32 protein-coding genes are annotated in these 26,958 nt (G+C 63.6%); 27 read left to right on the forward strand and 5 right to left on the reverse strand.

Annotated features, from left to right (window positions below; all coding sequences use genetic code 11):
• Positions 1 to 107 precede the first annotated feature (107 nt).
• From KFK14_RS01490 to KFK14_RS01500, 3 genes are all read left to right on the forward strand, one after another.
• Positions 108 to 2,069 carry an OPT family oligopeptide transporter gene (locus tag KFK14_RS01490; RefSeq protein WP_212609623.1) on the forward strand — a complete coding sequence of 654 codons (1,962 nt, stop codon included), beginning with the start codon at positions 108 to 110 and terminating at the stop codon, positions 2,067 to 2,069.
• 115 nt (positions 2,070 to 2,184) lie between these two features.
• Complete coding sequence (locus KFK14_RS01495) at positions 2,185 to 5,010, forward strand: TonB-dependent receptor (RefSeq protein ID WP_212609624.1); 2,826 nt, start codon at positions 2,185 to 2,187, stop codon at positions 5,008 to 5,010.
• The gene (locus tag KFK14_RS01500; protein WP_212609625.1) at positions 5,010 to 6,074 is read left to right on the forward strand and encodes a phytase; all 1,065 of its coding nucleotides are present in this window, start codon (positions 5,010 to 5,012) and stop codon (positions 6,072 to 6,074) included. Before KFK14_RS01495 ends, KFK14_RS01500 begins: the two co-directional genes overlap by 1 nt.
• A gap of 61 nt (positions 6,075 to 6,135) precedes the next feature.
• On the opposite strand, the gene KFK14_RS01505 is transcribed toward KFK14_RS01500, so the two are convergent.
• Positions 6,136 to 8,790 (reverse strand): M1 family metallopeptidase, encoded by a 2,655-nt coding sequence (locus tag KFK14_RS01505; RefSeq protein ID WP_070156854.1) that lies wholly within the window; start codon positions 8,788 to 8,790, stop codon positions 6,136 to 6,138.
• A 217-nt stretch (positions 8,791 to 9,007) separates the two neighbouring features.
• Between KFK14_RS01505 and KFK14_RS01510 the strand changes: the two genes are divergently transcribed.
• Positions 9,008 to 9,331 (forward strand): hypothetical protein, encoded by a 324-nt coding sequence (locus KFK14_RS01510; protein ID WP_070156853.1) that lies wholly within the window; start codon positions 9,008 to 9,010, stop codon positions 9,329 to 9,331.
• Between the two features lie 8 nt (positions 9,332 to 9,339).
• On the opposite strand, the gene KFK14_RS01515 is transcribed toward KFK14_RS01510, so the two are convergent.
• The 4 genes from KFK14_RS01515 to KFK14_RS01530 form a co-directional block, all read right to left on the reverse strand.
• Entirely contained in the window at positions 9,340 to 9,720 is a 381-nt protein-coding gene (locus KFK14_RS01515; RefSeq protein ID WP_171905874.1) for a bactofilin family protein, read from the reverse strand.
• On the reverse strand, positions 9,701 to 10,792 hold the full coding sequence (locus KFK14_RS01520; protein WP_212609626.1) for a M23 family metallopeptidase: 1,092 nt from the start codon (positions 10,790 to 10,792) through the stop codon (positions 9,701 to 9,703). Before KFK14_RS01520 ends, KFK14_RS01515 begins: the two co-directional genes overlap by 20 nt.
• Before the next feature lie 295 nt (positions 10,793 to 11,087).
• Complete coding sequence (locus tag KFK14_RS01525) at positions 11,088 to 12,626, reverse strand: methyl-accepting chemotaxis protein (protein ID WP_212609627.1); 1,539 nt, start codon at positions 12,624 to 12,626, stop codon at positions 11,088 to 11,090.
• Positions 12,623 to 12,943: a hypothetical protein gene (locus KFK14_RS01530; protein WP_212609628.1), complete on the reverse strand. Its 321-nt coding sequence runs from the start codon at positions 12,941 to 12,943 to the stop codon at positions 12,623 to 12,625. The genes KFK14_RS01525 and KFK14_RS01530 overlap by 4 nt, the downstream gene beginning before the upstream one ends.
• Before the next feature lie 359 nt (positions 12,944 to 13,302).
• Here KFK14_RS01530 and rpsL point away from each other — a divergent pair, with 359 nt between their 5' ends.
• The 23 genes from rpsL to rpsE all read left to right on the forward strand — a co-directional run bounded on the left by rpsL (position 13,303) and on the right by rpsE (position 26,957).
• The gene (gene rpsL / locus KFK14_RS01535; protein ID WP_026002556.1) at positions 13,303 to 13,674 is read left to right on the forward strand and encodes a 30S ribosomal protein S12; all 372 of its coding nucleotides are present in this window, start codon (positions 13,303 to 13,305) and stop codon (positions 13,672 to 13,674) included.
• 15 nt (positions 13,675 to 13,689) lie between these two features.
• Complete coding sequence (rpsG, locus tag KFK14_RS01540; protein WP_070156849.1) at positions 13,690 to 14,160, forward strand: 30S ribosomal protein S7; 471 nt, start codon at positions 13,690 to 13,692, stop codon at positions 14,158 to 14,160.
• A 98-nt stretch (positions 14,161 to 14,258) separates the two neighbouring features.
• Positions 14,259 to 16,331: an elongation factor G gene (gene fusA / locus KFK14_RS01545; protein ID WP_070156848.1), complete on the forward strand. Its 2,073-nt coding sequence runs from the start codon at positions 14,259 to 14,261 to the stop codon at positions 16,329 to 16,331.
• 133 nt (positions 16,332 to 16,464) lie between these two features.
• On the forward strand, positions 16,465 to 17,655 hold the full coding sequence (tuf, locus tag KFK14_RS01550) for an elongation factor Tu (RefSeq protein ID WP_070156847.1): 1,191 nt from the start codon (positions 16,465 to 16,467) through the stop codon (positions 17,653 to 17,655).
• Positions 17,656 to 17,797: 142 nt separating this feature from the next.
• Positions 17,798 to 18,106 (forward strand): 30S ribosomal protein S10, encoded by a 309-nt coding sequence (gene rpsJ / locus KFK14_RS01555; protein WP_070156846.1) that lies wholly within the window; start codon positions 17,798 to 17,800, stop codon positions 18,104 to 18,106.
• A 267-nt stretch (positions 18,107 to 18,373) separates the two neighbouring features.
• A complete protein-coding gene (gene rplC, locus KFK14_RS01560) occupies positions 18,374 to 19,147 on the forward strand; it encodes a 50S ribosomal protein L3 (protein ID WP_212609629.1) in 774 nt (257 codons plus the stop codon).
• 3 nt (positions 19,148 to 19,150) lie between these two features.
• The gene (rplD, locus tag KFK14_RS01565; RefSeq protein ID WP_070156844.1) at positions 19,151 to 19,774 is read left to right on the forward strand and encodes a 50S ribosomal protein L4; all 624 of its coding nucleotides are present in this window, start codon (positions 19,151 to 19,153) and stop codon (positions 19,772 to 19,774) included.
• A complete protein-coding gene (locus KFK14_RS01570; RefSeq protein ID WP_070156843.1) occupies positions 19,767 to 20,081 on the forward strand; it encodes a 50S ribosomal protein L23 in 315 nt (104 codons plus the stop codon). The genes rplD and KFK14_RS01570 overlap by 8 nt, the downstream gene beginning before the upstream one ends.
• 14 nt (positions 20,082 to 20,095) lie before the next feature.
• A complete protein-coding gene (gene rplB, locus KFK14_RS01575) occupies positions 20,096 to 20,932 on the forward strand; it encodes a 50S ribosomal protein L2 (protein WP_212609630.1) in 837 nt (278 codons plus the stop codon).
• Between the two features lie 3 nt (positions 20,933 to 20,935).
• On the forward strand, positions 20,936 to 21,211 hold the full coding sequence (rpsS, locus tag KFK14_RS01580; protein WP_070156841.1) for a 30S ribosomal protein S19: 276 nt from the start codon (positions 20,936 to 20,938) through the stop codon (positions 21,209 to 21,211).
• Positions 21,211 to 21,597 carry a 50S ribosomal protein L22 gene (gene rplV, locus KFK14_RS01585; protein WP_070156840.1) on the forward strand — a complete coding sequence of 129 codons (387 nt, stop codon included), beginning with the start codon at positions 21,211 to 21,213 and terminating at the stop codon, positions 21,595 to 21,597. Before rpsS ends, rplV begins: the two co-directional genes overlap by 1 nt.
• Before the next feature lie 3 nt (positions 21,598 to 21,600).
• Positions 21,601 to 22,296 carry a 30S ribosomal protein S3 gene (gene rpsC, locus KFK14_RS01590; RefSeq protein WP_070156839.1) on the forward strand — a complete coding sequence of 232 codons (696 nt, stop codon included), beginning with the start codon at positions 21,601 to 21,603 and terminating at the stop codon, positions 22,294 to 22,296.
• 21 nt (positions 22,297 to 22,317) lie between these two features.
• Positions 22,318 to 22,749 (forward strand): 50S ribosomal protein L16, encoded by a 432-nt coding sequence (rplP, locus tag KFK14_RS01595; RefSeq protein ID WP_070156838.1) that lies wholly within the window; start codon positions 22,318 to 22,320, stop codon positions 22,747 to 22,749.
• A 3-nt stretch (positions 22,750 to 22,752) separates the two neighbouring features.
• Positions 22,753 to 22,959, forward strand: coding sequence for a 50S ribosomal protein L29 (gene rpmC, locus KFK14_RS01600; RefSeq protein ID WP_212609631.1), 207 nt, complete (start codon positions 22,753 to 22,755; stop codon positions 22,957 to 22,959).
• A gap of 13 nt (positions 22,960 to 22,972) precedes the next feature.
• A complete protein-coding gene (rpsQ, locus tag KFK14_RS01605; protein ID WP_070156836.1) occupies positions 22,973 to 23,236 on the forward strand; it encodes a 30S ribosomal protein S17 in 264 nt (87 codons plus the stop codon).
• 88 nt (positions 23,237 to 23,324) lie between these two features.
• On the forward strand, positions 23,325 to 23,693 hold the full coding sequence (gene rplN / locus KFK14_RS01610; RefSeq protein WP_070156835.1) for a 50S ribosomal protein L14: 369 nt from the start codon (positions 23,325 to 23,327) through the stop codon (positions 23,691 to 23,693).
• Positions 23,693 to 24,010 carry a 50S ribosomal protein L24 gene (rplX, locus tag KFK14_RS01615; RefSeq protein WP_070156834.1) on the forward strand — a complete coding sequence of 106 codons (318 nt, stop codon included), beginning with the start codon at positions 23,693 to 23,695 and terminating at the stop codon, positions 24,008 to 24,010. Before rplN ends, rplX begins: the two co-directional genes overlap by 1 nt.
• Positions 24,003 to 24,581, forward strand: a complete 579-nt coding sequence (gene rplE, locus KFK14_RS01620) for a 50S ribosomal protein L5 (protein ID WP_212609632.1) — start codon at positions 24,003 to 24,005, stop codon at positions 24,579 to 24,581. Before rplX ends, rplE begins: the two co-directional genes overlap by 8 nt.
• A gap of 49 nt (positions 24,582 to 24,630) precedes the next feature.
• Entirely contained in the window at positions 24,631 to 24,936 is a 306-nt protein-coding gene (gene rpsN / locus KFK14_RS01625) for a 30S ribosomal protein S14 (RefSeq protein ID WP_070156832.1), read from the forward strand.
• Between the two features lie 10 nt (positions 24,937 to 24,946).
• Entirely contained in the window at positions 24,947 to 25,342 is a 396-nt protein-coding gene (gene rpsH / locus KFK14_RS01630; protein ID WP_070156831.1) for a 30S ribosomal protein S8, read from the forward strand.
• A complete protein-coding gene (rplF, locus tag KFK14_RS01635) occupies positions 25,342 to 25,875 on the forward strand; it encodes a 50S ribosomal protein L6 (protein WP_070156830.1) in 534 nt (177 codons plus the stop codon). Before rpsH ends, rplF begins: the two co-directional genes overlap by 1 nt.
• 3 nt (positions 25,876 to 25,878) lie before the next feature.
• The gene (gene rplR / locus KFK14_RS01640) at positions 25,879 to 26,250 is read left to right on the forward strand and encodes a 50S ribosomal protein L18 (protein WP_070156829.1); all 372 of its coding nucleotides are present in this window, start codon (positions 25,879 to 25,881) and stop codon (positions 26,248 to 26,250) included.
• Between the two features lie 2 nt (positions 26,251 to 26,252).
• Entirely contained in the window at positions 26,253 to 26,957 is a 705-nt protein-coding gene (gene rpsE, locus KFK14_RS01645; RefSeq protein ID WP_212609633.1) for a 30S ribosomal protein S5, read from the forward strand.
• Position 26,958: the final 1 nt, after the last annotated feature.

Genomic DNA, 26,958 nt, shown 5'->3' on the forward strand with positions numbered 1-26,958 from the left:
CCGGTGAATTTCAGTCATAGTCAGCGGCAGGCTTTTCGATTAGAACAGGCGCAGGCAATAATATTTCACGGCCGCCAGCGGACCGTGGACAGTCAGGCGGAACATTCATGACGACATCGACCGGTCCGGCCGCGCCAATGGCGGAACTCACCCTGCGCGGCATCATATTGGGCGCGCTCATCACCCTGCTGTTCACGGCGGCGAACGTCTATCTGGGGCTGAAGATCGGTCTCACCTTCGCCACCTCCATTCCCGCCGCCGTCATTTCGATGGCGATCCTGCGCTTCTTCTCCGGCTCGACGATCCTGGAGAATAATATCGTCCAGACGATCGCTTCGGCCGCCGGAACGCTCTCCGCGATCATCTTCGTGCTGCCCGGCCTCATCATCGTCGGCTGGTGGACGGGCTTCCCCTACTGGACCAGCGTGTTCGTGTGCGGTCTCGGCGGCATATTGGGTGTCATGTATTCGGTGCCGCTGCGCCGCGCGCTCATCACCGGATCGGACCTCCCCTATCCTGAAGGCGTCGCCGCCGCCGAAGTGCTGAAGGTTGGCGCGGGATCGCGCGAGGGGCAGGCGGAAAACGCCCGCGGCCTCGCCGCCATCCTGATGAGCTCGGTCGCCTCGGCCGCCTTCGCCATCATCGCCAAGACCCGCATTCTGGCGGAGGAGGCGGCGACCTTCTTCCGTTTTGGCAGCGGCGCTTCCAGCGTCTCGACCAGCTTCTCCATGGCGCTGATCGGCGTCGGCCATCTCGTCGGCCTGTCCGTGGGCGCGGCGATGTTTGTCGGCCTGCTCATCAGTTGGGTCGGCATCGTGCCCTATCTCACCGCGCCGCTGCCGTCGGGCGCGGCGCTCAATGAACTGGTCGGCACGGCTTTCCGCTCGCAGGCGCGCTTCATCGGCGCGGGCACCATTGGCGTCGCGGCGATCTGGACCCTGCTCAAGATATTGGGGCCGATCATTTCCGGCATCCGCTCGGCCATCGCCGCGGCGCAGGTGCGCAAGGGCGGCGTCGGCATCCTGGAGCTCACCGAACGGGACCTCCCGATCAGCATTGTCGGCGGCACGATCCTCGCCTCGCTGATCCCGATTGCGATCCTGCTCTGGTCCTTCGTGGATGGCGGACCGATCGCTGAACATCTGGTGCCGGTGATCGCGGCGACGCTTGTCTATATCCTGATCGCGGGCATCGTGATCGCTTCGGTCTGCGGCTATATGGCCGGCCTTATCGGCGCGTCGAACAGCCCGATCTCCGGCGTCGGTATCCTTGCCGTCCTTGGCGCTGCTCTGCTTCTCGCGGCGCTGTACGGCTCCGGCGGCGATCCTGAACGGGGTAGGGCGCTGGTCGCCTATGCCTTGTTTGTGACCGCCATCGTCTTTGGCGTCGCCACCATTTCCAACGACAATCTTCAGGATCTCAAGACCGGCCAACTCGTCGGCGCGACCCCCTGGAAACAGCAATTGGCGCTCGTGCTGGGCGTTATCTTCGGCTCGCTGGTGATCCCGCCGGTGCTTGGCCTGCTCAACAGCGCTTTCGGCTTTTCCGGCGCGCCGGGCGCTGGCGCCAACGCGCTGCCCGCGCCGCAGGCTGCGCTGATCTCCGCACTGGCGAAGGGCGTGTTGGAGGGCGATCTCGACTGGGGCCTGATCGGCGTCGGCGCGGCCATCGGCGTTGTCGTGGTCATCATCGACGAGCTTCTGGGCAAGACCGGCAAGATGCGCCTGCCGCCGCTGGCCGTCGGCATGGGCATCTACCTGCCGATGGCTCTTACCCTGCTGATCCCGATCGGCGCGGTGATCGGCACCTTCTACAATCGCTGGGCCACGCGGTCGGAGAACCCGGAATTTGCCGAGCGCATGGGCGTGCTGATGGCGACCGGCTTCATCGTCGGCGAAAGCCTGTTCGGCGTCACCTTCGCCGGCATCGTCGCCGCCACCGACAGCGATACGCCGCTGGCGCTGGTGGAGGAATATGCCTGGAGCGTGCCGCTGGCGATCTTCGCCTTCGCGACAGTGATCGCCCTGCTGTACCGCGCGGTGCGGAAAATGGCGTCGCGTCCTCTTTGATGGGAGGGCAGTCATATTCCTGTCGTGAAACCGCAACGGATGCGTAACCGTTTGGCCATGAAGCCGTAAGCTAAGGCTGACAGGGGCTGCCCCAACTCATCAGGGGAGCCTCATAATGATCAGCCTTATTTCCGGCGCCAGCCGCGCCGCAATCGCCCTTGCCTTGCTTCTGCCTGTCTCGGCGCTCGCCGGAACCATCGCCGGAACCGTGTCTGACGGCACCGGCACGCGCGCGCTGCAGAGCGCCCAGTTGCGCATCGTCGAGCTGAACCGCATAGCGGAGGCTGGCCGCGACGGCAGCTACCGCTTCCCCGACGTTCCCGCCGGCACCTACACGATCGAAACGCGCTATGTCGGCGCCGACCTTGTAACCACGACCGTTACCGTGCCGCAGACGGGAACCGTCACGACCAATATCCAGATCGGCTCGGACATCGACGCCTCGATCATCGTCGTTGGCCAGATCGCCAACCAGGCCTCGACCCTCTCGCGCCAGCGCGCCGCGGACGGCGTGGAAAGCGTCCTGACCCGCGACGCCATCGGCCAGTTCCCGGATCAGAATGTCGCGGAATCGCTTCGCCGCCTGCCGGGCCTCAACATCCTCAACGACCAGGGCGAGGGGCGCTTCGTCTCCGTCCGCGGTCTCGACCCGGAACTCAACGCCGCGTCGATCAACGGCACCCGCGTCCCGGCCCCGGAAAGCGACGTCCGCTCGGTCGCGCTGGACGTGATCCCGGCCGAACTGATCGAATCGATCGAGGTCAAGAAGTCGCTCACGCCGGATATGGACGGCGACACCATCGGCGCATCGATCGAGATCAACACGGTCAGCGCCTTCGACCGCAAGAAGGATCTTTATTCGATCAAGCTGGAAGGCAGCTATAACGAATATTCCGAGAAACTGACGCCGAAGGGCAGCTTCGATTTCTCCACGCGGCTCAGCGACAATTTCGGCATCGCGGGCGGCGCGAGCTACTACAAGCGCAAGTTCGAATCCGACAATATCGAGGCCGCCGACTGGGATGAGGACGATGGCAACGCCTTCGCCCGTGAGCTGCAATATCGCGATTATGACGTTGCGCGCGAACGTATCGGCGGATCGCTCAGCCTCGACTGGCAGCCCAGCGACACGACCAAGCTCTACGCCCGCGGTCTCTACAGCCAGTTCACCGATCAGGAATATCGCGGCGACGTGATCTTCATCCTCGACGAGGATGATATCGACCCGGCGGCGACGACCCCCACCGGCGCGTCCTTCTCCGACGAAGATGGCCGGATCGAGGTCCGCCGCCGCATGAAGGACCGCTATGAGAAGCAGCGCATCAAGTCGCTGACCCTTGGCGGCACCACCGAAACCGGCCCGTGGAAAATGACCTATTCCGGTAGCTGGTCGGAAGCGAGCGAGCGCGAGAATGGCTCGATCGACCCCACCCGCTTCCGCGCGCGGTTTGAGGAGGACGGCGTCGATATCGACTTTGATTACACCAACCTGCGCAAGCCCGCCTACACCGTCTCCGGCAACACCGCCGATTTCCTCGACCCGGAAAATTACGGCTTCAACGAACTGGAGCGCACGACCCTCTCCAACTCCAGGGACCGCGAATATACGGTGAAGGGCGACATTTCCCGCGCCTTCGCGATGGACGGCGGCACCTTCACCATGCAGGCGGGCGCAAAGGCGCGCTGGCGCGAAAAATCCTACGATCTGCAGGCGGACGTCTATGACGATTATGACGGCGACTATAGCCTGAACGACGTTCTGGGCGGTCAGACCTATCGCATCGCCGACATCCTGCCGTTGCCAAGCCACACTGGTCCCACGGATTTCTTCTACCGGAACCAGGATAATTTCGAACTCAACGCCATCGACACGATGATCAATTCCAACACCTCCGACTATTCGGTGAAGGAGGACATCATAGCGGCCTATCTGCTCGGCCGCTGGGATAGCGAGACGGTGCGGGTGATCGGCGGCGTGCGCATGGAAAAGACGCGCAACGTCATCAACGCCAAACTGACCCAGTTTGTCGAGGAAGGGCAGGAATATCTGGGCGAGGAGCTGGACGAGGACAGCGTATTCGTCACGCCGACCAGAACGCGCCGCAACTATACCGACTGGCTGCCCAGCCTGACCGTGCGGTATGAGCCGGTTCGCAACCTTGTGTTCCGTCTCGGCGGTTCGAAAAGCATCGTGCGGCCCAAGCTGTCGAACCTCGCGCCGCGCCTGGAGATCAATGAGGATCTGGAGGCGTCGGTCGGCAACCCGGACCTGAAGCCCTACAGCGCATGGAACCTGGACGCCTCGGCGGAATGGTATTTCGGCACCAATGCGGCGCTGACCGGCGGCGTGTTCTGGAAATCGATCAAGGATTTTGTCGTCACCCAGCGGACGACGACGCCGGGCACGATCTACGGCATCGATTATGAGGAGCTGACCAGCTTCATCAATGGCGACACGGCGAAGATCAAGGGTCTTGAACTGTCCTACAGCGAGGTGTTCAGCTTCCTGCCCGCGCCGTTTGACGGCCTGCTGCTGAACCTCAACTACACCTATACGGACGCCAAGGGCACGGTGTTCATCGATGGCGACGCGACCGATCCGCGCCGCATTCCGCTGATGGCGTCGTCAAAGAATACGTTCAACGTGGTGCTGGGCTATGAAAAGGGTCCGCTCTCGCTGCGCGCGGCGGGCACCTATCGCGACAAATATCTCGACGAACTGGGCGATGAGGCGGATCAGGACCGCTATGTGTCGAACCACTTCCAGCTCGACCTGTCGGCCAAATACCGGATCGTTCCCGGCGTGCGGCTGTTCGCCGAATGGATCAACGTCACCGACGCGCCCTATTTCGCCTACCAGAATTTCGCCGGCGCCCGCCGCCTGCTGCAATATGAGCAGTATAACTGGACGGCGAAATTCGGCATCACGGCGAGCTTCTGATGCGTAAGATCATGATCCCCGCCGCGCTGATCGCCCTTTCCGCCTGCGCGGCTGCGGGTGAAAAGGAAATCCCGGTCGAACAGCGCATCGCCAACGCCGCCCCCGCCGTTTCCGTGACGGCGCGGGGGGAAACGGAGCCGGTCGGCACCGTCAATGACGATGCCGCCGACGATCCGGCCATCTGGCGCAACGCCGCCGATCCGAAGGCCAGCCTGATCATCGGCACGGACAAGAAGGCCGGCATCTATGTCTATGGGCTGGATGGCGCGAAAAAGACCTTCCTGCCCGCCGGAGCGATCAACAATATCGACCTGCGCGAAGGCGTGAGCGTCAACGGCAAGCCCTCTATCCTTGTCGCGGCCAGCGACCGGACGGACAGGATGCAGGCTAAGCTGGCGCTGTTCACGCTTGATCCGGCAAGCGCGACCCTGACCCGTCTCGGCACCCTGCCGGTGGGGACCGGGGAGGCGTACGGCTTCTGCATGGGCGTCGTCGGCGGCGCGATGCATGCCGTGGTCGTCATCAAGCCTGGCAAGATCGTCGACATGACGCTCGATCTGTCCGGCGCCACGCCCGCCATCGCGGCCAGCCGGGAGATGACCAACGCAACGCTCTCCGAAGGCTGCGTGATCGACGACCGCACCAGCCAGCTCTACGTCTCGGAGGAGGATGTCGCGATCTGGCGCTTCGACCTCACGCAGACCCAGCCCGCGCCGGTCCGTTTCGCGACGGTGGACAGCAAGATACTGGTCGCCGACAGCGAAGGTCTCGCCATCGCCTCGGACGGCGCCAATGGCGGCTATCTGATCGCGTCCAGCCAGGGCGACAACGCCTTCACCCTCTACCGTTTGCCCGCTGGCGACTATGCCGGGCGCTTCCGCATCGCCGATGGCAAATTTGGCGGCACCAGCGATACGGACGGCATCGAACTGGTGCAGGGCGATTTCGGTCCGGACTATCCGGGCGGGCTTTTCGTTGCGCAGGATGGCCACAACGCCCCCCATGCGCAGAATTTCAAACTGCTCGCCTGGGACGATATCAAGGCGGCCGTTGGCGTAAAATAAGGTCCATCTAAACCGACGCCTTTGCCCCGCCCGATTGTTTCGGGCGGGGCAGGGGCTTTTTTCAACGCTTCTTCGCGATCCATGCCGCCACGGCGGGCTTCAGGCGGGCGCGGGTTTCCGCGCGCGCCCTGATCGACGCGATGCTGCGGTCCACCACCTTGCGCGATTCCGGCGTCAGAAACTGCGTGGCGTAACCGTCCAGCTTGTCCGCCATCGCCGGGTCGGCGGAATTATTGCCCAGCCGCGCCACCGCCTGCGACCGCGCCGATACGTCGATCAGCGCTTCATATTGCGTCCGGTGCGCCAGCACGAAATCCACCGCCATCATGCTGTGGCCGGTGCCGACCGCCGCGATGATCGCCGCGCTCGTCGTCTTGCCCGGCTCGTCGGTCAGCGCCAGGTCCAGCGCCTTCTGCGCCAGCGCATCATCCTTCGCCTTGCCCAGCAGGGCGAAGAGCTGGCTCTTTTCCAACTGGCTCGGCGCTTTGTTGGCCATGGCGCGCAGCCTGTCCCACGTTTCCGGCGTCGCATTGATCGCGATGATGGTCAGCCAGACATTCTTCAACGGCCCGTCCAGCGCCGCCGGGTCGGTGGCCAGCGCCGCGAACCGGCGATCCGCCTCGGCGCGCACGGTGGCGTCGCCAATCGCCCCCAGCGTCTCGACCAGCGCCTGACGCAGCAGCGGCACCTGCGGTCCCTCGCCCGCCTTCGCGTCATAGCCGATCGCGCTCAGCATCGGCGTCAGCTTCTTCGACGCATAGGCCGCCGCCTTCGCCTGACCCTTGGCGTCTCCCTCCAATATGTCGCGGCTCGCCTTCAGATATTGGGGCAGGGCGGCCAGCACCGCCGGGCTTGCATTGGCCGGCACGGCGTCGATCAGGTCGAGCGACAGGCCGATCGGCTGATACCCCGCCTGCCCAAGCTGCCAGTTATCCGCCAGCAGGCCAAGCTGGTCGATCGACGGCACCTGCGCGAAATTCTTGGCCAGCGCGGTGATGTTCGCCGCGGGATAGAGCGAGCGATAATAGCCCGACTGACCGGCATTGATGACATAGGCCCCGCATCCGGGCAGCTCCAGCGACGCCTTGCCGTTCAGGATCAGGCGCTTCACCTCCCCGCCGACGGTCTGCGCCATCACCGGCACATGCCAGGATTGCGGCGTCTTGTCCTTGTCGTCGCGGCTGAACTCGCCCTGGCTCAGCGTCAGCGTCGTGACACCGCCCTTGCAGGACGCGCTGTCGACCTTGACCAGCGGAATGCCCGGCTGGCTCGTATAATTATGGGCGATGCTGACCAGGCCCTTGGCTCCCGCGCCCTCGACCGCTTTCCACAGGTCGTCGGTCTGCGTGTTGCCATAGGCGTGGGACTTCATATAGGCGCGGATGCCTTCCTTCCACACCGCGTCCCCGGCAAAGGCTTCCAGCATGGTGATGACCGCCTCGCCCTTCTGGTAGGTGATGCTGTCGAACGCCTGATTGACCTGCTCGACGGTGTTGATCTTCTGCACGACCGGATGCGTGGTCTTGAACGCGTCCAGGCTCATCGCCAGTTCGCGCCCGTCGATCCGGGTCAGCAGCATTTCCCACTGCGGCTGCAGCGTCGCGCTGACCTTCGTCGCCATCCAGCTTGCAAAGCCTTCATTCAGCCACAGATCGTCCCACCATGCCATCGTGACCAGATCGCCGAACCACTGATGCGCCATTTCATGCGCGACAATCTCATAGATGCGCCGCCGTTCCGCCTCGGTCGTGAATTTGGGATCGACCAGCAGCGCGCGCTCGAAGGTGAAGATCGCGCCCCAATTTTCCATCGCGGAGAAGAACTGGCTCTGTCCCGGACCCGCCACATTGTCGAGCTTGGGCAGGGGGAAGGGGGTGCCGAAATAATCGTTGAACCAGGGCAGGATTTCCGCCGACGCATCCAGCGCCAGTTGCGCCTTGCCGGTATTGCCCCTGCCGGTGACGACGCCGACCTCGGTCGCGCCCGCCATCTTCGTTGCGCGGTCCAGTTCGCCCATGCCGAAGAACAGCAGGTAGGACGACATTTTCGGCGTCGTGCCGAACGTCACCTGCGTTGTGCCGTCGGCCAGCTCCTTCGTCGCCTTCACGGGCATGTTGCCGACCGCAAGCTGCCCCTTGGGCACGATGGCGGTCAGGTCGAACGTCGCCTTGTAGCTCGGCTCATCCCAGCTCGGCACGAAGCGGCGGGCGTCGGGCGCCTCGAACTGCGTGAACAGCGCGCGCTTCTGCGCCCCGCCATTATCCTGATAGTCGAGCGCGAACAGCCCGTTCGCCTGCGTGTTGATGATCCCGGAATAGGCGATTTCCAGCACATATTTGCCCGGTGCCAGCGGTTTGCCGAAATCGAATGCGGCTATCTGGTCCGTCGCGTTCACCGTCGCCTTTCCGGTCATCGCCTTGCCCTTGGCCGGGGTGATCGACACCGCGCCGATGGTCAGGTCGGCGGCGTTCAGCGTCAATATGTCCTGCGCCTGCGCGATGGTCACATCGATGGCGACCGTTCCCGTGAAGCTCAGCTTCTCCGCATTGGGCGTGACGGTGATCGCATAATGGGTCGGCACGACGCCGCGCGGCAATTGCGTGGTGACGCTGGGCGCTGGGCCGTCGCCGGTCTGGGCGTTGGCGATGGACGCGGTGGCGAGCGCAAGCGGGGCGGCGGCAAGCGACAGCATCGCCAGCGAACGGGTGAAAATCATGCAAGGAACTCCGGATGCTTTGGGGCGTGCGGCAGAACGCACGGCATGCCCAACCGTTCTAACCTTTTTGTACGAGCGTCAAGAATGACAGCATCATTGCCATGTCGTTCGTCGAAAATCCGGCGTCTTGCGGGCTGTCCGGGCGGGCCGCCGGAACTTTTTGTTAACGGATTGGGTGTCGAATGCCCCGGCGGGCGGCGGGATGTGAGGACTCGCTATGGATATCGAAGCCGTGCTTCGGCAATTGCAGGCCAGGGTGGAATATCTTGGCGCCACCGTGAATACGCTGTCGGTCGAAACCTCCGTGCTTCAGGAGCTGTGCGCCGCGTTGATGGCGGAACTGGCCATATTGAGCGACCGCCCGTCCGAGCGGCTGGAGCAGATCATCGCCGACGAGCAGCAGGTCAGCTATCAGGTCGCCAGCGATATGGACGACCATAGCGACGATATGTGGGACCTGCTTGTCGATCATGCCGAAATTCGCAACCGGGCGTTCGACCATGCCCGGATGGCGCTGGCCCGGATATTGGGCCATCATTAGGGGAATGGTCAGGCCGCGCTGTCGTTGGTGATCAGTTTCAGGTCGCCATGCTGCGCGCCATTCTTGTGCGCGAAACGGCCATCGACCTGACCGCCCGCCGCGATGGTGATGCGCTCATAGGCGACATCGCCGGTGATGCGCGCCGTGCTTTCGATCAACAATTCCTCGGCGTCGATCGATCCGTCGACAAGGCCCGCCAGCCGCGCGGTCTTGGCGGTGACATGGCCCTTGATCCGGCTTTCCGCGCCCTGCACCAGCGCGGCGCAGGTGATGTCGCCCTCGACCTTGCCGTCGATATGCAGGTCCACCGTAGCGGAGATATTGCCGGTGATCGCGACATCGCCGCCGATCAGGGAGAAGGGGACGTTCTTACCCCCGGTTGCCGACATCGGCGAAGCGCTGCTTTGCGATTTGCTGGATTTGGAGAACATCGCGGTCGGCCTCCAGGAAGCGGCGTGGGTTGATGGCGGCGCCATTGACGCGCACCTCGAAATGCAGGTGGGTTCCGGTCGAGCGGCCCGTCGATCCCATCCGGGCGATCTGCGTGCCGCGAAAGACCGTCTCGCCCGCGCGTGTGCTGAAGCCGGAAAGATGGGCGTAGCGCGTTAAGATCCCGTTGCCGTGATCGACCTCGACGACATTGCCATAGCCCTGACGCTGCCCGACATAGCTGACCTTGCCGCGCGCGGCGGCCAGGATCGGCTGGCCATAGGCGCCGGAGAAATCGAGGCCGGCGTGAAAGGCGGGGTGGCCGTTGAACGGATCGCGCCGCACGCCGTAGGAACTGGTCAGCATGACGCCGGCGGTCGGCTTGCCCGACGGGATCGACACCAGACCGCGCTCCAGCATGTCCATGCGGGCCAGCGCCGCCGACAGGCCGCTCAGCTCGCTCGACAGCTCATCGTCGCCGCCGCGCCAGGGCACGAAGGGACCGCCCTGGCCGGTGGCTGCGTTGCGGCGCATCAGGGTGCGCGGATCAAGGCCGAAGGAGCGGATCGCCGCTTCCGCCCGTTTCGCGCGCTGCTCGACAGCGCTGGTCAGCATCCGGGCGAAGGCGATCTGGCGGGCCTCGACGCCCATGAGCGGCCGGGCTTCGGGCACGGCGGCGCTGATCTTCGCGGCCTTGGCTGCGTCCGCATTCTTGTCCGCCGCCTGCGCCTTGCCGACGACTGCGGCGGGATCGGGCTGCGCGCCGAAATGCGTCTTGAACAGGTCCTCCAGATACTCCTGGCGCGCTTCAAGATCCTCCGCAACCTCGCCGACGGAGGCGCGATAGGCCTTCACCTCGCGCGATTTGCTGGCGACGGTCTTGCTCTCGCGGTCCAGCGCCGCGCGCTCCATCGCGACGCTCGCCTGCGTCGTCATCAGGAACAATGTCGCGCCCAGCCAGCCGCAGAAAGCCGTGGTCACTGCGCCTGCGGCGAGCAACTGCGTCTTAGTGCCGATCTTGAGGAATTTCACTTCGCCACCCGACCGCAAATAAATTTCGCGTGCCGGAAACGCAGCCAGAAGGCCGGTTTTGAGGCCGGCTAAGCCTCTCTTTATATTTATCACCCGCTGACCCGATTTCTTGGAATTTGAGTCGCGGTAGCAAAGGAAGGCTGGAGTCGCGAATCCGCGGACGCGGACTCGTGACGAGTCGAAAGCTCAACAGGGTGAAACGATTTTCATGCCCGGTTTGTTCCGGCGTGTGTCAATATTTTGGTAATCAAAACTGATAGCGCGTCGGTAAGAGCCTATCGACTCACGCCCAGATTTACCCTGTGCGAAGTTCGTAGACCAGCCGTTCCAGCTCCTCGCCCAGTTCGCCCGATCGGCGGCTGAGCGCTGTCGCCACATCGTCCATCTGCGCGGTCAGCAGCCCGCCATTGCCGATCAGCCGGTCGACCTCTGCGGCGGTGATCGCCGCGCCGTCAATCTCGTGGGAAACCTGCCGGGCGGACGCCGCGATATCGCCAACGGCGATTTCCTGCTGGCTCAGCGCGGCGGCGATGGCGTCGGCCGATCCAGCAATCGCCGCCACCGCGCTCTGGGCTTCCAGCACCGCTTCCGACACGCTGGTCGACGCTGTGCCGATATTCTCCAGCTTGGCGACGATGGCGAGCGCCGCGTCGCCGGTTCTGCGCGCCATCAGCTTCATTTCATCAGCGACGACCACGAAGCCCCGGCCCGCTTCTCCGCTCCGCGCCGCCTCGATCGATGCGTTCAGCGCCAGCATGTGGCTCTGCGCCGAAATGGAGGAGATCAGGTCGAGTATTTCCCCCGCAGCCGACACTTCCTGCTTCAGCGATTCCAGCCGGGGTCCCATCGCCTCGACATTTTCGCGCGTACGCTGCGAATGGGCGCGCGCCGACTGGCTGTTGCGCGCGACCTCGCTGAAAGAGGAGGCGAGCTGTTCTACGATTCCGGCGACATTGGAAATATTGGCCGCCGCCTCCGTCCCTTTCCGGCGTAGCGCCGCCGATGAGTCCGCCGCCTTTCCGGTCAGGACCTGCGCTTTTTGGTTATGTCCCTCAATCTCTCTTGCGGCGTCCCGAATATCGTTCATCAGGCCGGACAGATTCTGCACGATCCGGTCGGCCGCCTCGCCGCGCCTGACGGCCGACGCCTCCATCATTGCGTCCTCGGCGGCGGCCTGCGCGACGCGCGCGGCATGCTCGGCCTCGCGGCTGGCGGCGAGTTCGCGCGCGCGGGTCTCCGCTTCGGCCTGGGCGGCGACGGCGATCCTGGCCTGCTCCTCCGCCACGATATTCAGCCGCGCCTGTTCGACCATGCGGCCGCGCCCGTCCTTGATCAGCCGCAGCAGCCCTGCGGATTCCAGAATGACAAGAATGGCGTGGAGCGCGACCCGCTCATAATCGCCGGTGCCGGTAAATACCCATTGCGGCATGACCACCACCAATATGGCGTGATGCAGCGCAATGACGCTGGCGCCGGTCAGGACGGCGCGCCGGTCGTACGTCAGGGCCACCCCGGCTAGACACACGAAGAAATACATGTGCATGTCCATCTGCCAGGCGTGGCCGCGCATCATATAGACGAACAGCGCTGGATAACCGGCATAGGCGAGCGCGATGACCTGCGGCGTCAGCGGGTCGATCGGGCGGCGAAGGGCGCAGAATAGCGGAGCGACGCTGAACAGGGCGGCCAGCAGCGCGGGCAGGATGAAATCCTCCACCCCGTTCAACAGGCCGACCCCGGCAAGCACGGGCACATTCAGCCAGCCAAGCATCGCAAGCAGCCGGACGGATCTGCGGCGCAGGTCGCCCAGTATCGGAATGGTGGCCTCGTTCATGTGGCGGCGCTCCCGCTGCGGCATCCGGCGATGGCCGTGGGCAGCAGCAATATGCCATGCCGTATGGCGTCGGCGGCTATGGCGTTGCGGTCTGCGACCAGAACCAGGCTGCCGGAGGTCGGGCCTGCGCGCTCTATCCGGGCGCCGGATGCGATCAGCCGGGACATGCCCTCGCTCCGCATCTGCGGCACCAGGGGGATAGCCACCATCGCGCCATGCGCCGGGGGAATGAGCGCGCTGAACGCAATGCCGCCGCTGATCAGCAGGAATTGCAGGAACAGGGGGATAGTCTGCCGCGAGAGAAGGGATCGATCCATATTGCCCCCCAATTCTCATTTTATCCTTTACGCCATGTTAATTTAACGCCGCATCGGACCTGTAACCTCCGCCAGGTTGCGGCCGGCCGGAAGCCGCATCGGCGCTTGCCCGCGCCGCTTGACCCCAAATGGCCCCGTCGCTATAGGGCGCGCCTGTCCGACGGCCTTCGGTATGGAGAATCGCTTCTTCTCTCCGTCATCGCCGGGCAGGAAACACAGAGCTGAACATTGCCGGGTGCTCTTGCGGCTCCAGGGGTCAGATGACCGCCGGGGCCTTTGCTGTTGGAAGCCATTGTGGTTTTTGGCAGCATGACAGCGGGGCGGTCCGGCAGAGTAACTTTGCAAAGGTGAAGGGCTTCATGCCAACGATCAATCAGTTGGTCCGCAAGGGCCGCGAACCGCAGAAGGCCAAGTCAAAGGTCCCTGCAATGGATGCGAACCCGCAAAAGCGCGGCGTTTGCACCCGCGTCTACACGACGACCCCGAAAAAGCCGAACTCGGCGCTCCGTAAGGTTGCCAAGGTCCGCCTGGTCAACCAGCGCGAGGTCATCACCTATATTCCGGGTGAAGGGCACAACCTGCAGGAGCACAGCGTGGTGCTGATCCGTGGCGGCCGCGTTCGCGACCTTCCGGGCGTTCGCTACCACGTTCTTCGCGGCGTTCTGGATACCCAGGGCGTCAAGGACCGCAAGCAGAGCCGTTCCAAGTACGGCGCCAAGCGTCCGAAGTAAGGGGAGACACATACCATGTCACGTCGTCGTCGCCCTGAAAAGCGCATCATCCTGCCCGATCCCAAATATGGCGATCAGGTTCTTTCCAAGTTCATGAACAGCGTGATGGAGGACGGCAAGAAGGCCGTCGCCGAATCGATCGTTTATGGCGCACTGGAGACCGTCGAGGTGAAAGCCAAGAAGGATCCCATCCAGATGTTCCATGACGCGCTGAACAATGTGAAGCCCGGCATCGAAGTCCGCAGCCGCCGCGTCGGCGGTGCGACCTACCAGGTTCCCGTCGAGGTGCGCCCGGAGCGCGCCCAGGCGCTGGCGATCCGCTGGCTGATCACCGCCGCGCGCAACCGCAGCGAGACCACGATGGCCGCCCGCCTGTCGGGTGAGCTGCTGGACGCTGCGAACAATCGCGGCAATGCGGTCAAGAAGCGCGAGGACACGCACCGGATGGCCGAAGCCAACCGCGCCTTCTCGCACTATCGCTGGTAACACACTATATAAAGGGCCGGGCGCCGCGAGAGTGGTGCCCGGTTTTCCTTATTCTCTTATTCCCAACCGCCGGACCGCCGGCAACGGAGTGAAACATCATGGCCCGCAGCCATCCGCTCGAGCGTTATCGCAACTTTGGCATCATGGCGCATATCGACGCCGGCAAGACGACGACGACCGAGCGCATCCTTTACTACACCGGCAAGTCCTACAAGATCGGCGAAGTCCATGACGGCGCCGCCACGATGGACTGGATGGAGCAGGAGCAAGAGCGCGGGATCACGATCACTTCGGCGGCAACGACCTGCTTCTGGAACGATCACCGCCTGAACATCATCGACACCCCCGGCCACGTCGACTTCACGATTGAAGTCGAGCGTTCGCTGCGCGTGCTCGACGGCGCGGTCGCCGCGTTCGACGGCGTTGCCGGCGTTGAGCCGCAGTCGGAAACCGTGTGGCGTCAGGCGGACAAGTATAAGGTTCCGCGGATGTGCTTCATCAACAAGCTCGACCGCACCGGCGCCGATTTCTATTATTGCGTGCAGACGATCATCGATCGCCTGGGCGCGAAGCCCGCCGTTCTCTATCTCCCCATCGGCGCGGAGAGCGATTTCAAGGGCCTCGTCGACCTCGTCGAGAATCGCGCGATCATCTGGAAGGATGAGAATCTGGGCGCTGAATTCTCCTATGAGGAGATTCCGGCCGACCTCGCCGACAAGGCCGCCGATTATCGCGAAAAGCTGATCGAGCTTGCCGTCGAGCAGGACGATGACGCTATGGAAGCCTATCTGGAGGGCAACCTGCCCGACACCGCGACGCTGAAGAAGCTGATCCGCAAGGGTACGCTGGCGCAGGCGTTCGTGCCGGTGCTGTGCGGCTCCGCGTTCAAGAACAAGGGCGTTCAGCCGCTGCTCGACGCGGTTGTCGACTATCTGCCTTCGCCGCTCGACATTCCCGACGTGCAGGGCATCAACCCGGACAATGAGCAGCCCGACAGCCGCAAGACCGCTGACGATGCGCCGTTCGCTGGCCTGGCGTTCAAGATCATGAACGACCCGTTCGTCGGTTCGCTCACCTTCCTGCGCGTCTATTCCGGCACGCTGACCAAGGGCACCTATCTGAACTCGGTCAAGGACAAGAAGGAAAAGATCGGCCGCATGCTCCTCATGCACGCCAACTCGCGTGAGGATATCGACACGGCCTATGCGGGCGACATCGTCGCGCTGGCCGGCATGAAGGAAACCACCACCGGTGACACGCTGTGCGCCGAGCGCCAGCCGATCATTCTGGAGCGGATGGAATTTCCTGAGCCGGTTATCGAACTGTCGGTGGAACCCAAGACCAAGGCCGACCAGGAAAAGATGGGCGTCGCCCTCAACCGCCTGGCCGCCGAGGATCCGTCCTTCCGCGTTTCGACCGATCACGAATCGGGTCAGACGATCATCAAGGGCATGGGCGAGCTTCACCTCGAAATCCTGGTCGACCGCATGAAGCGCGAGTTCAAGGTCGAGGCGAATGTCGGTGCGCCGCAGGTCGCTTATCGCGAATACCTCAAGAAAGAGGTGGACGTCGACTACACCCACAAGAAGCAGTCGGGCGGCACCGGCCAGTTCGGCCGCATCAAGGTGAAGGTCACGCCGGGCGAGCGCGGCGCGGGCATCATCTTCAAGGACGAGATCAAGGGCGGCAACATTCCGAAGGAATATATCCCCGCCATTGAGAAGGGCATGCGTGAGACGGCGGCGACCGGTTCGCTGATCGGCTTCCCGATCATCGACTTCGAAATCCTGCTGTATGACGGCGCCTATCACGACGTCGACTCGTCGGCGTTGGCGTTCGAAATCACGGGCCGCGCCGCGATGCGCGAAGTCGCGCAGAAGGCGGGCATCACGCTGCTTGAGCCGGTCATGAAGGTCGAGGTCGTGACCCCGGAGGAATATCTGGGCGACGTAATCGGCGACATGAACAGCCGCCGCGGCCAGATCCAGGGCACCGACACGCGCGGCAATGCGCAGACCGTCGACGCCATGGTCCCGCTGGCCAACATGTTCGGCTATGTGAATTCGCTGCGTTCGTTCACGCAGGGACGCGCCAGCTATTCCATGTCGTTCTCGCATTATGACGAAGTGCCGCAGAACGTCGCGGACGAGGTCAAGGCGAAGCTCGCCTGATTTTTCCTTAACGGAGCCGGGAAACTGGCTCTGTTAGGGCTGGCATTATCGAAATTTGCTGCTATGGACGCGCCTTCGCAAGGCGCGGCCTGGCGGTCAAACCCAAGCTATTTGGACTAGAAGGTAGAGAGAAATGGCGAAAGCTAAGTTTGAGCGGACGAAGCCGCACTGCAACATCGGCACCATCGGTCACGTTGACCACGGCAAGACCTCGCTGACCGCTGCGATCACGAAGGTGCTGGCCGAAACCGGCGGCGCGACCTTCACCAGCTACGACAACATCGACAAGGCTCCTGAGGAGCGCGAGCGCGGCATCACCATCTCGACCGCGCACGTCGAGTATGAGACCGAAGCGCGCCACTATGCGCACGTCGACTGCCCCGGCCACGCTGACTATGTGAAGAACATGATCACCGGCGCGGCGCAGATGGACGGCGCGATCCTGGTCGTGTCCGCGACCGACGGCCCGATGCCGCAGACTCGCGAGCACATCCTGCTCGCCCGTCAGGTTGGCGTTCCCCAGCTCGTCGTGTTCATGAACAAGGTCGATCTGGTCGACGACGCTGAAATCCTCGAACTGGTCGAGCTGGAAGTGCGCGAGCTGCTGTCGTCCTACGACTTCGACGGCGACAATATTCCGATCATTCCGGGTTCGGCCGTTGCCGCTCTGCAGGACAAGACGCCTGAGATCGGCCATGACGCCGTTCTGAAGCTGATGCAGGCTGTCGATAGCTGGATCCCGCAGCCGGAGCGTCCGGTCGACAAGCCCTTCCTGATGCCGATCGAAGACGTGTTCTCGATCTCCGGCCGTGGTACGGTTGTCACCGGCCGCGTCGAGACCGGCATCGTCAAGGTTGGCGAGGAAGTCGAGATCGTCGGCATCAAGGACACCAAGAAGACGACCGTCACCGGCGTTGAAATGTTCCGCAAGCTGCTCGACGAGGGCCGCGCGGGCGACAATATCGGTGCGCTGATCCGTGGCGTTGGCCGCGAGGAAGTTGAGCGTGGCCAGGTGCTCTGCAAGCCCGGCACGATCAAGCCGCACACCGAGTTCGACGCCGAAGTCTACGTGCTGTCGAAGGAAGAAGGCGGCCGTCACACGCCGTTCTTCGCGAACTATCGTCCGCAGTTCTACTTCCGCACCACGGACGTCACCGGTGAGGTTATCCTCCCTGAGGGCACCGAGATGGTGATGCCGGGCGACAACGTGAAGCTGGGCGTGAAGCTCATCGCTCCGATCGCCATGGACGCGGGTCTCCGCTTCGCCATTCGCGAAGGCGGCCGGACCGTCGGCGCAGGGGTTGTGGGAACGATCTCCAAGTAATATAGGGCTGCAGCGGCGCGAATCGCCTGATTCGCGCCGCTCGGTTTTTCGCCGCCTCGGATCGCCTTTCTCCGGCCCGCATGGGTTAGAAGGGCAAGGCTGGGGCGGTTTTGTTTTTGGCTCTTTCGCATCGGTATAGGACATGGACAGCAACATCCGCATTCGCCTTAAGGCGTTCGATCATCGCGTGCTCGATCAGGCGACCGGCGACATCGCCGAAACCGCCCGCCGCACCGGCGCATTGATCCGCGGCCCCATTCCTCTTCCGACGCGCATTGAGAAGTTCACGGTCAACCGTGGCCCCCACGTCGACAAGAAGTCGCGTGAGCAGTTCGAGGTTCGCACCTACAAGCGTATGCTTGACATCGTGCAGCCGACGCCGCAGACGGTCGACGCGCTGATGAAGCTGGATCTGGCTGCCGGCGTGAACGTCGAGATCAAGTTGGCCTAAGCCAACGCAGTCCCCGCGAAGGCGGGGTTCTCGGGCCTCCCGGTGGATGGCCTGAGATGCCAGCCTTCGCTGGCATGACGACATAAGGGATACCGCACGGCTCTTGCCGTGGTCCTGGTCCCCCGTCGCTCCCGCTTTGTCGGGGGCATCCAACCCGGACGGGGTGATCGCTAAAATAAGGGTTGGCCGCAAGGGAGTGATCCCGTGCGGTTTTTTCGTTGGATACGCCCCTCCGTTCCGGATGGGCCTCTGTTGGGAGTATGGATCATGCGTACTGGCGTGATCGCGAAGAAGATGGGGATGACCCGCCTGTTCAAGGATGATGGCCGCCATGTGCCTGTCACCGTCCTTGCGCTCGAAGGCAATCAGGTTATCGCCCGCCGCGAAACTGATCGTGACGGCTATGTGGCCGTTCAGCTTGGCGCTGGCGTCGCCAAGGCAAAGAATGTCGCCAAGCCGCAGCGCGGCCACTTCGCCAAGGCGGAAGTAGAGCCGAAGGCGCTGGTCGCCGAATTCCGCGTCGCCGAGGATGCGCTCCTCGACGTCGGCGCTGAAATCGCCGCTGACCATTTCATCGCCGGCCAGTTGGTCGACGTCACCGGCCACACGCAGGGCAAGGGCTTCGCCGGCGCCATGAAGCGCTGGGGCTTCGGGGGCATGCGCGCCACCCACGGCGTGTCCATCTCTCACCGTGCCCATGGTTCGACCGGCAACCGCCAGGATCCGGGCAAGGTGTTCAAGAACAAGAAGATGGCCGGCCATATGGGCGACCGTCAGCGCACGCAGCAGAACCTGGAGATCGTCGGCACCGACGTCGAGCGCGGCCTGCTGTTCGTGAAGGGTTCGGTGCCCGGCTCCAAGGGCACCTGGCTGATGGTCAGCGACGCCGTGAAGGTGCCGCGTCCGGCCGACGTTCCTTACCCCGCGAGCCTGAAGAAGGCCGCCAACAGCAACGATGTCGTCAATGACGATACGGCTGCCGCAGACACCCCGGCTGAAGAAGTCGTGGCGAGCGAAGCCACCGAAGGCCAGGAGGGCTAAACCATGAAGCTCAAGGTACAGACCCTCGACGCCAAGGCGTCCGGCGATGTGGAGCTGAACGATGCCGTGTTCGGCGTCGAGCCCCGCGCGGACATCCTGCACCGCGTCGTCACCTGGCAGCTCGAAAAGCGCCGCGGCACTGCCCGCGCCGCCCGTGAGCGCTCGGATGTCGCCCGTTCCGGCAAGAAGTTCGGCCGTCAGAAGGGTGGCGGCACCGCCCGTCACGGCGATCGTGCGGCGCCCGTGTTCATCGGCGGCGGCAAGGCGCACGGTCCTCGCGTCCGTGACTTCAACCCCTCGCTGAACAAGAAGGTTCGCGCGCTCGGCCTGAAGATGGCCCTGTCCGCCAAGGCGAAGGCCGGCACCCTGACGGTGCTCGACAATCTGGACGTCAAGGACGGCAAGACCAAGGTCCTTGCTGATCAGCTCGCCAAGCTGAACCTCGGCAAGGTGCTGTTCATCGACGGCGACGCGATCAACGTCAGCTTCGCGCACGCCTCGTCCAACCTGGTCGGCGTCAACGTGCTGCCGGCGGTGGGCGCCAATGTTTACGACATCCTGAAGGCTGACTCGCTGGTCCTGACCCGCGCTGCGGTCGAGAAGCTGGAGGCACGGTTCAATGGCTAAGAAGCAGGCCAAGGCCGTCGACAACCGTCATTATGACGTGGTTGTCGCACCGCACATCACCGAGAAGGCGACGCTGCTTTCCGAAAACAACGCCGTGGTCTTCAAGGTCGCGAACGATGCGTCCAAGCCGGAGATCAAGGCTGCCGTGGAGGCGCTGTTCGGCGTCACCGTGAAGGCCGTGAACACCATCGTCCAGAAGGGCAAGGTGAAGCGCTGGAAGGGCAAGCCCTACAAGCGTTCGGACGTCAAGAAAGCGATTGTCACGCTGGCCGATGGTCAGTCGATTGACATCACCACCGGTATCTGAGGCGAGACAGGATAATGGCACTCAAGCATTATAATCCGACGAGCCCGGCCCAGCGTGGTCTGATCCTCGTCGACAAGTCCGCGCTGCACAAGGGCAAGCCCGTCAAGGCGCTGACCGAAGGCAAGCGCAAGACCGGCGGCCGCAACAACAAGGGTCATGTGACCTCGCGCGGCATCGCTGGCGGTCACAAGCAGAAGTATCGCATCATCGACTTCAAGCGTCGCAAGTGGGACGTCGAAGGCACGGTGGAGCGTCTGGAATATGACCCCAACCGCACCGCCTTCATCGCGCTGGTCAGCTATCCCGATGGCGAGCAGGCCTACATCCTCGCGCCGCAGCGTCTTGCGCCGGGCGACAAGGTGATCGCGGGCAAAAAGACCGACGTGAAGCCGGGCAACGCCATGGAACTGGGTCAGATGCCGGTCGGCACCATCATCCACAATGTGGAGATGAAGCCGGGCAAGGGCGGTCAGCTCGCACGCTCCGCTGGCACCTATGCGCAGCTCGTCGGCCGCGACCGCGGCATGGTGATGGTGCGCCTGAACTCCGGTGAGCAGCGCTACATCCGTGCGGACTGCATGGGCACCGTTGGCGCCGTGTCCAACCCGGACAACGCCAACACCAATCTGGCGAAGGCCGGACGCAACCGCTGGCTGGGCAAGCGCCCGCTGACCCGCGGCGTCGCCAAGAACCCGGTCGATCACCCGCATGGTGGTGGTGAAGGCCGGACTTCGGGCGGCCGTCATCCGGTTACGCCTTGGGGCAAGCCGACCAAGGGCGCCCGCACCCGCAACAACAAGTCGACCGACAACATGATCATCCGGTCGCGTCACGCGAAGAAGAAGAGGTAAGCGATGGCTCGTTCCGTCTGGAAAGGTCCCTTCGTGGACCTCAGCCTTCTCAAGAAGGCGGAATCCGCGCAGGACGCCGGAGGCCGCGCGCCGATCAAGACCTGGTCGCGCCGCTCCACCATCCTGCCGCAGTTCGTTGGCCTGACGTTCAACGTCTATAACGGCCGCAAGCACGTTCCCGTTTCGGTGAACGAGGACATGGTCGGTCACAAGCTCGGTGAATTTGCGCCCACGCGCTACTTCCCCGGCCACGCTGCCGACAAGAAGGGCAAGCGCTAATGGGCAAGGAAAAGTCCCCCCGCCGCGTCGCCGACAACGAGGCGCTGGCTGTAGGCACCACCATCCGTGGTTCCGCGCAGAAGCTGAACCTGGTTGCCGCGCTGATCCGCGGCCGCAAGGTCGAAGAAGCGATGAACATTCTGACCTTCTCCAAGAAGGGCATGGCTGTCGACGCGCGCAAGGTGCTGGCTTCGGCCGTCGCCAATGCGGAAAACAACCACAATCTCGACGTCGACGCGCTGGTCGTTGCGGAGGCTTCGGTCGGCAAGGCGCTGACCATGAAGCGTTTCCACACCCGCGGCCGCGGCAAGTCGACGCGCATCCTGAAGCCGTTCAGCCGGCTGCGCATCGTTGTGCGTGAACAGGCAGAAGAGGCGGAGGCGTAAGTCATGGGTCACAAGAGCAATCCGATCGGTCTGCGTCTTCAGATCAACCGCACCTGGGACAGCCGCTGGTACGCCGAAGGCGCCGACTATGGCCGCCTGCTGCTGGAGGACATCAAGATTCGCCAGTTCATCTTCAAGACGCTGCCGCAGGCCGCCGTCTCGAAGGTGGTGATCGAGCGTCCGGCCAAGCTTTGCCGCGTTTCCATCTACGCTGCCCGTCCCGGTGTCATCATCGGCAAGAAGGGCGCGGACATTGAGAAGCTGCGCCGCAAGCTGGGCGAGTTCACCTCGTCCGACGTCAGCCTGAACATCGTTGAAATCCGCAAGCCGGAAATCGACTCCAAGCTCGTCGCACAGGGCGTCGCCGATCAGCTCGAGCGCCGCATCGCCTTCCGCCGAGCCATGAAGCGCGCGGTGCAGTCGGCCCTGCGTCTTGGCGCCGAAGGCATCAAGATCACCTGCTCGGGCCGTCTGGGCGGCGCTGAAATCGCCCGCGTGGAATGGTATCGCGAGGGTCGCGTTCCGCTGCACACGCTGCGCGGCAACGTCGATTATGCCGAGGCCGAGGCGCACACCGCCTATGGCGTTTGCGGCATCAAGGTCTGGATCTTCAAGGGTGAAATCCTGGGCCACGATCCGATGGCCACCGACCGGCTGATGCTGGAGGCTCAGACCTCCGGCGTACGCCCGGCGCGTTGAGAATAAGGTAGGTATAGCGTCATGCTGCAACCCAAGAAGATGAAGTTCCGTAAGACCTTCAAGGGCCGGATCAAGGGCGATGCCAAGGGTGGCAGCGACCTGAACTTCGGTTCCTATGGTCTGAAGGCGATGGAGCCGGAACGTCTCACCGCGCGCCAGATCGAGGCCGCCCGCCGTGCGATCACCCGCCACATCCGCCGTCAGGGCCGCTTGTGGATCCGCGTGTTCCCGGACGTGCCGGTTTCGAAGAAGCCCGCCGAAGTCCGTCAGGGCAAGGGCAAGGGTTCGGTCGAATATTGGGCCGCCCGCGTCAAGCCGGGCCGCATCCTGTTCGAACTGGACGGCGTTCCCGGCCCGCTCGCTGCGGAGGCATTCAGCCGCGCCGCGATGAAGCTGCCGATCAAGACCAAGGTCGTTGCCCGCCTGGGCGACACCTCGCACCTGGGAGCATAAGAGATGGCCAAGTTCGCTGATCTCACCATGAAGTCGGATGACGAACTGTCGACCGACCTCAACAACCTGAAGCGGGAGCAGTTCAACCTGCGCTTCCAGGCGGCGACCAACCAGCTCGAAAAGCCGAGCCGGGTGAAGGAAGTCCGCCGGGCGATCGCTCAGATCAAGACCCTGCAGAGCGCGCGCACCCGCGCCGCTGCCGCGAAGTAAGAAGGAACTCACGATGCCCAAGCGCGTGCTGACGGGAACTGTGGTTTCCGACAAGACCGACAAGACGGTGGTGGTCCGGGTTGAGCGTAAGGTGAAGCACCCGCTCTACGGCAAGATCATCCGCCGTTCGAAAAAGTATCATGCCCATGACGAGGGCAACGCCTACAAGGAAGGCGAGACCGTCCGCATCGAGGAGACGGCCCCGATTTCCAAGCTCAAGACCTGGAAGGTCATTGAGAAGGTGGACACGCACAAGTCGCCGGAGACCGCTGCCTGAGTGCAGCAACGGCGGCCTTGGGCCAGTCAGACACAGTTTCGGAACTACCGGGAAATCCCGGCAAGCCAATTGAGAAGGAACCGGATCAATGATCCAGATGCAGTCAAATCTTGAGGTTGCCGATAACAGCGGCGCCAAGCGCGTCCAGTGCATCAAGGTGCTTGGCGGCTCGAAGCGGCGCTTCGCCGGCGTGGGCGACATCATCGTCGTCTCCGTCAAGGAAGCCACCCCGCGCGGCCGCGTGAAGAAGGGTGACGTGCACCGCGCCGTCATCGTCCGTACCGCCAAGGACGTTCGCCGTCCCGACGGTTCGGTGATCCGCTTCGACAGCAACGCCGCTGTCCTGGTCAACAAGAATGAGGAGCCGATCGGCACCCGTATCTTTGGCCCGGTGGTTCGCGAGCTGCGTGCGCGCAAGCACATGAAGATCATCTCGCTGGCTCCGGAGGTGCTGTAATGAGCGCTGCAAAGATCAAGAAGGGCGACAAGGTCGTCGTGCTCGCGGGCAAGGACAAGGGCCGCACCGGCACCGTGATCCAGATGTTCCCGAAGGACGACAAGGTGCTGGTCGAGGGCGTCAACGTCCACGCGCGTCACCGCAAGCCCGATCAGGCGAACCCGCAGGGCGGCATCGACCGCAAGCCGGCGCCGCTGCACATTTCGAACGTCGCGATTGCCGGCAAGGACGGCAAGCCCACCCGCGTTCGCTTTGAAGTCAAGGACGGCAAGAAGGTCCGCGTGGCCGTGAAGTCCGGGGAGACCATCGATGGCTGATGAAAAATACACGCCGCGGTCGAAGAAGCTCTATGACGAGACCATCGCCAAGGCGATGACCGAGAAGTTCGGTTACAAGAACGTCATGGAAGTGCCGAAGATCGAGAAGATCACGCTCAACATGGGCGTCGGCGAAGCGACCCAGGACAAGAAGAAGGTCACCTCCGCCGCTGAGGAAATGGAGCTGATCGCGGGCCAGAAGCCGGTGATCACCAAGGCCAAGAAGTCGATCGCCCAGTTCAAGCTGCGCGAAGGCATGCCGATCGGCGCGAAGGTCACCCTTCGCCGCGAGCGCATGTATGAATTTCTGGACCGTCTGGTGAACATCGCCCTGCCGCGCGTTCGCGACTTCCGTGGTCTGAACCCCAAATCCTTCGATGGCCGCGGCAACTACGCCTTCGGGATCAAGGAACAGATCATTTTCCCGGAAATCAACTATGACCGCATCGACAAGGTGCGCGGCATGGACATCATCGTCACCACGACCGCCAAGACGGACGACGAGGCGCGCGAGCTGCTGCGCCTGTTCGGTTTCCCGTTCCCGGTCGAAGAGCAGAAGCAGGCCGCGTAACAGCGAACCCGCTTCTCTTTCCAATCTCAAGAGGAAGAGAACTTAAGTCATGGCGAAACTGAGTTCCATCAACAAGAATGAGCGTCGCAAGAAGCTGGTGAAGAAATATGCCGGCCGTTATGCGAAGCTGAAGGCGATTGCAGCGGACAACAACGCTGACGACACGGACCGCCTGATGGCGCGTCTGAAGATGGCCGAGATTCCCCGCAACGGGAACCCGACCCGCGTCCGCAACCGGTGCGAAGTCACCGGCCGTCCCCGCGCTTATTACCGCAAGTTCCGGCTCTGCCGTATTCAGCTGCGCGATCTGGCCAACAAGGGCCTGATCCCCGGCGTCACCAAGTCGAGCTGGTAAGGATTAGAAGATGGCATTGACCGATCCTTTGGGTGATATGCTCACCCGCATCCGCAACGGCCAGCAGGCGCGCAAGGACAGCGTTCTGTCCCCGGCGTCGAAGCTGCGCGCCCGCGTTCTCGACGTGCTTCAGCGCGAAGGCTATATCCGTGGCTATTCCGAGGAAGACCTGGGCAAGCACCCCGGCCTGCGCATCGAGCTGAAATATTTCGAGGGCCAGCCGGCGATCAAGCATGTCGCCCGCGTCTCGAAGCCCGGCCGCCGCGTCTATTCCGGTTCGAAGGAACTGCCGGTCGTGCGCAACGGCCTTGGCATCACCATTGTTTCGACGCCGCGTGGCGTTCTCTCCGACGCCGAAGCGCGTGAGCAGAATGTCGGCGGCGAAGTCCTGGCGGAGGTATTCTGATGAGCCGCATCGGTAAAAAGCCGGTCGCGATCCCCAGCGGGGTGACGGCGACCATCGAAGCGGGCCAGCTTTCGGTCAAGGGTCCCAAGGGCACCCTGGCGATGCCGCTGCGCGATGAGATCAGCTACACGCTGGAGGCCGACGGCATCTCCGTGAAGCCCGCCAACGCCACCAAGCAGGCGCGCGCTTTCTGGGGCATGCAGCGGACGCTGGTGCAGAACCTGATCACCGGCGTGACGGAAGGCTTCTCCAAGAAGCTGCTGATCACCGGTGTCGGCTACCGCGCCGCCGCCCAGGGTAAGAATCTGAAGCTGCAGCTCGGCTACAGCCACGACGTCGATTTCGCGATCCCGGAAGGCATCGAGATCAAGACCCCGGATAACACCACGGTCGAGATCAGCGGCATCGACAAGCAGAAGGTCGGCCAGGTCGCCGCCGAGATCCGCCGCTGGCGTAAGCCTGAACCCTATAAGGGCAAGGGCATCAAATATGACGGCGAGTTTATCTTCCGCAAGGAAGGAAAGAAGAAGTAAGCCATGGCGAAACTCTCTCTCTTCGAACGGCGCCGTCAGCGCGTCCGCACCGCACTCAAGGCGCGTTCGGGTCAGAACCCGCGTCCGCGTCTCAGCGTCCACCGCTCCGGCCGGCACATCTATGCCCAGATCATCGACGATGCGCAGGGCAAGACCCTCGCCTCCGCGTCGACCCTGGACAAGGATGTCGGGGCCAAGGCTTCGGGCAAGACCGGCGCGACGTCGGAAGCCGCTGCCGATGTCGGCAAGCGCGTTGCCGCCGCCGCAACCAAGGCTGGCGTCACCAAGGTCGTGTTCGACCGTGGAGGCTTCCTGTTTCATGGCCGCGTGAAGGCGCTGGCCGATGCCGCCCGTGAGGGCGGACTGGAGTTCTGAGTATGGCAGACGAAAACAACATCGAAGCCGGCGCCGTCACCGACGCGCCCGAAGCGACCGAGGGCCGTGGCCCCCGTCGCGGCCGTGGTGGTGGCGATCGTGGCCGTGGCGGCAATGATCGTGGCGGCCGTGGCCGTCGCGACGACCGCCGTCCCCGCGACGAGGAAGCCGGCGAGGAACTGATCGAGAAGCTGGTGCACATCAACCGCGTCAGCAAGACCGTGAAGGGCGGCAAGCGCTTCGGCTTTGCGGCTCTGGTCGTGGTCGGCGATGGCAAGGGCCGCGCAGGCTTCGGTCATGGCAAGGCCCGCGAAGTGCCGGAGGCGATCAGCAAGGCGACCGCCGCCGCCAAGAAGGCGATGGTCCGCGTTCCGCTGAAGGAAGGCCGCACGCTGCACCATGACGGCCTCGGCCATTTCGGCGCTGGCAAGGTCACTGTCCGTTCGGCGCCCGCCGGTACCGGCATCATCGCCGGTGGTCCGATGCGCGCCGTGTTCGAGAGCCTGGGCGTTGCCGACGTGGTGACGAAGTCCAACGGCACCTCGAACCCCTACAACATGATCCGGGCGACCTTCGAGGCGCTTGGTGAGCAGACCAGCCCGAAGTCGGTCGCGCAGCGTCGCGGCAAGAAGGTTGCCGATCTGCTCCGTCGCGGCGGCGCCTCTGCTGAGGTTGCTGCGGCCGACGCCGAAGCGATTGCGGAGTAAC

It is taken from the genome of Sphingobium phenoxybenzoativorans, from assembly GCF_018286635.1.
Taxonomy (GTDB): Bacteria; Pseudomonadota; Alphaproteobacteria; order Sphingomonadales; family Sphingomonadaceae; genus Sphingobium; species Sphingobium phenoxybenzoativorans.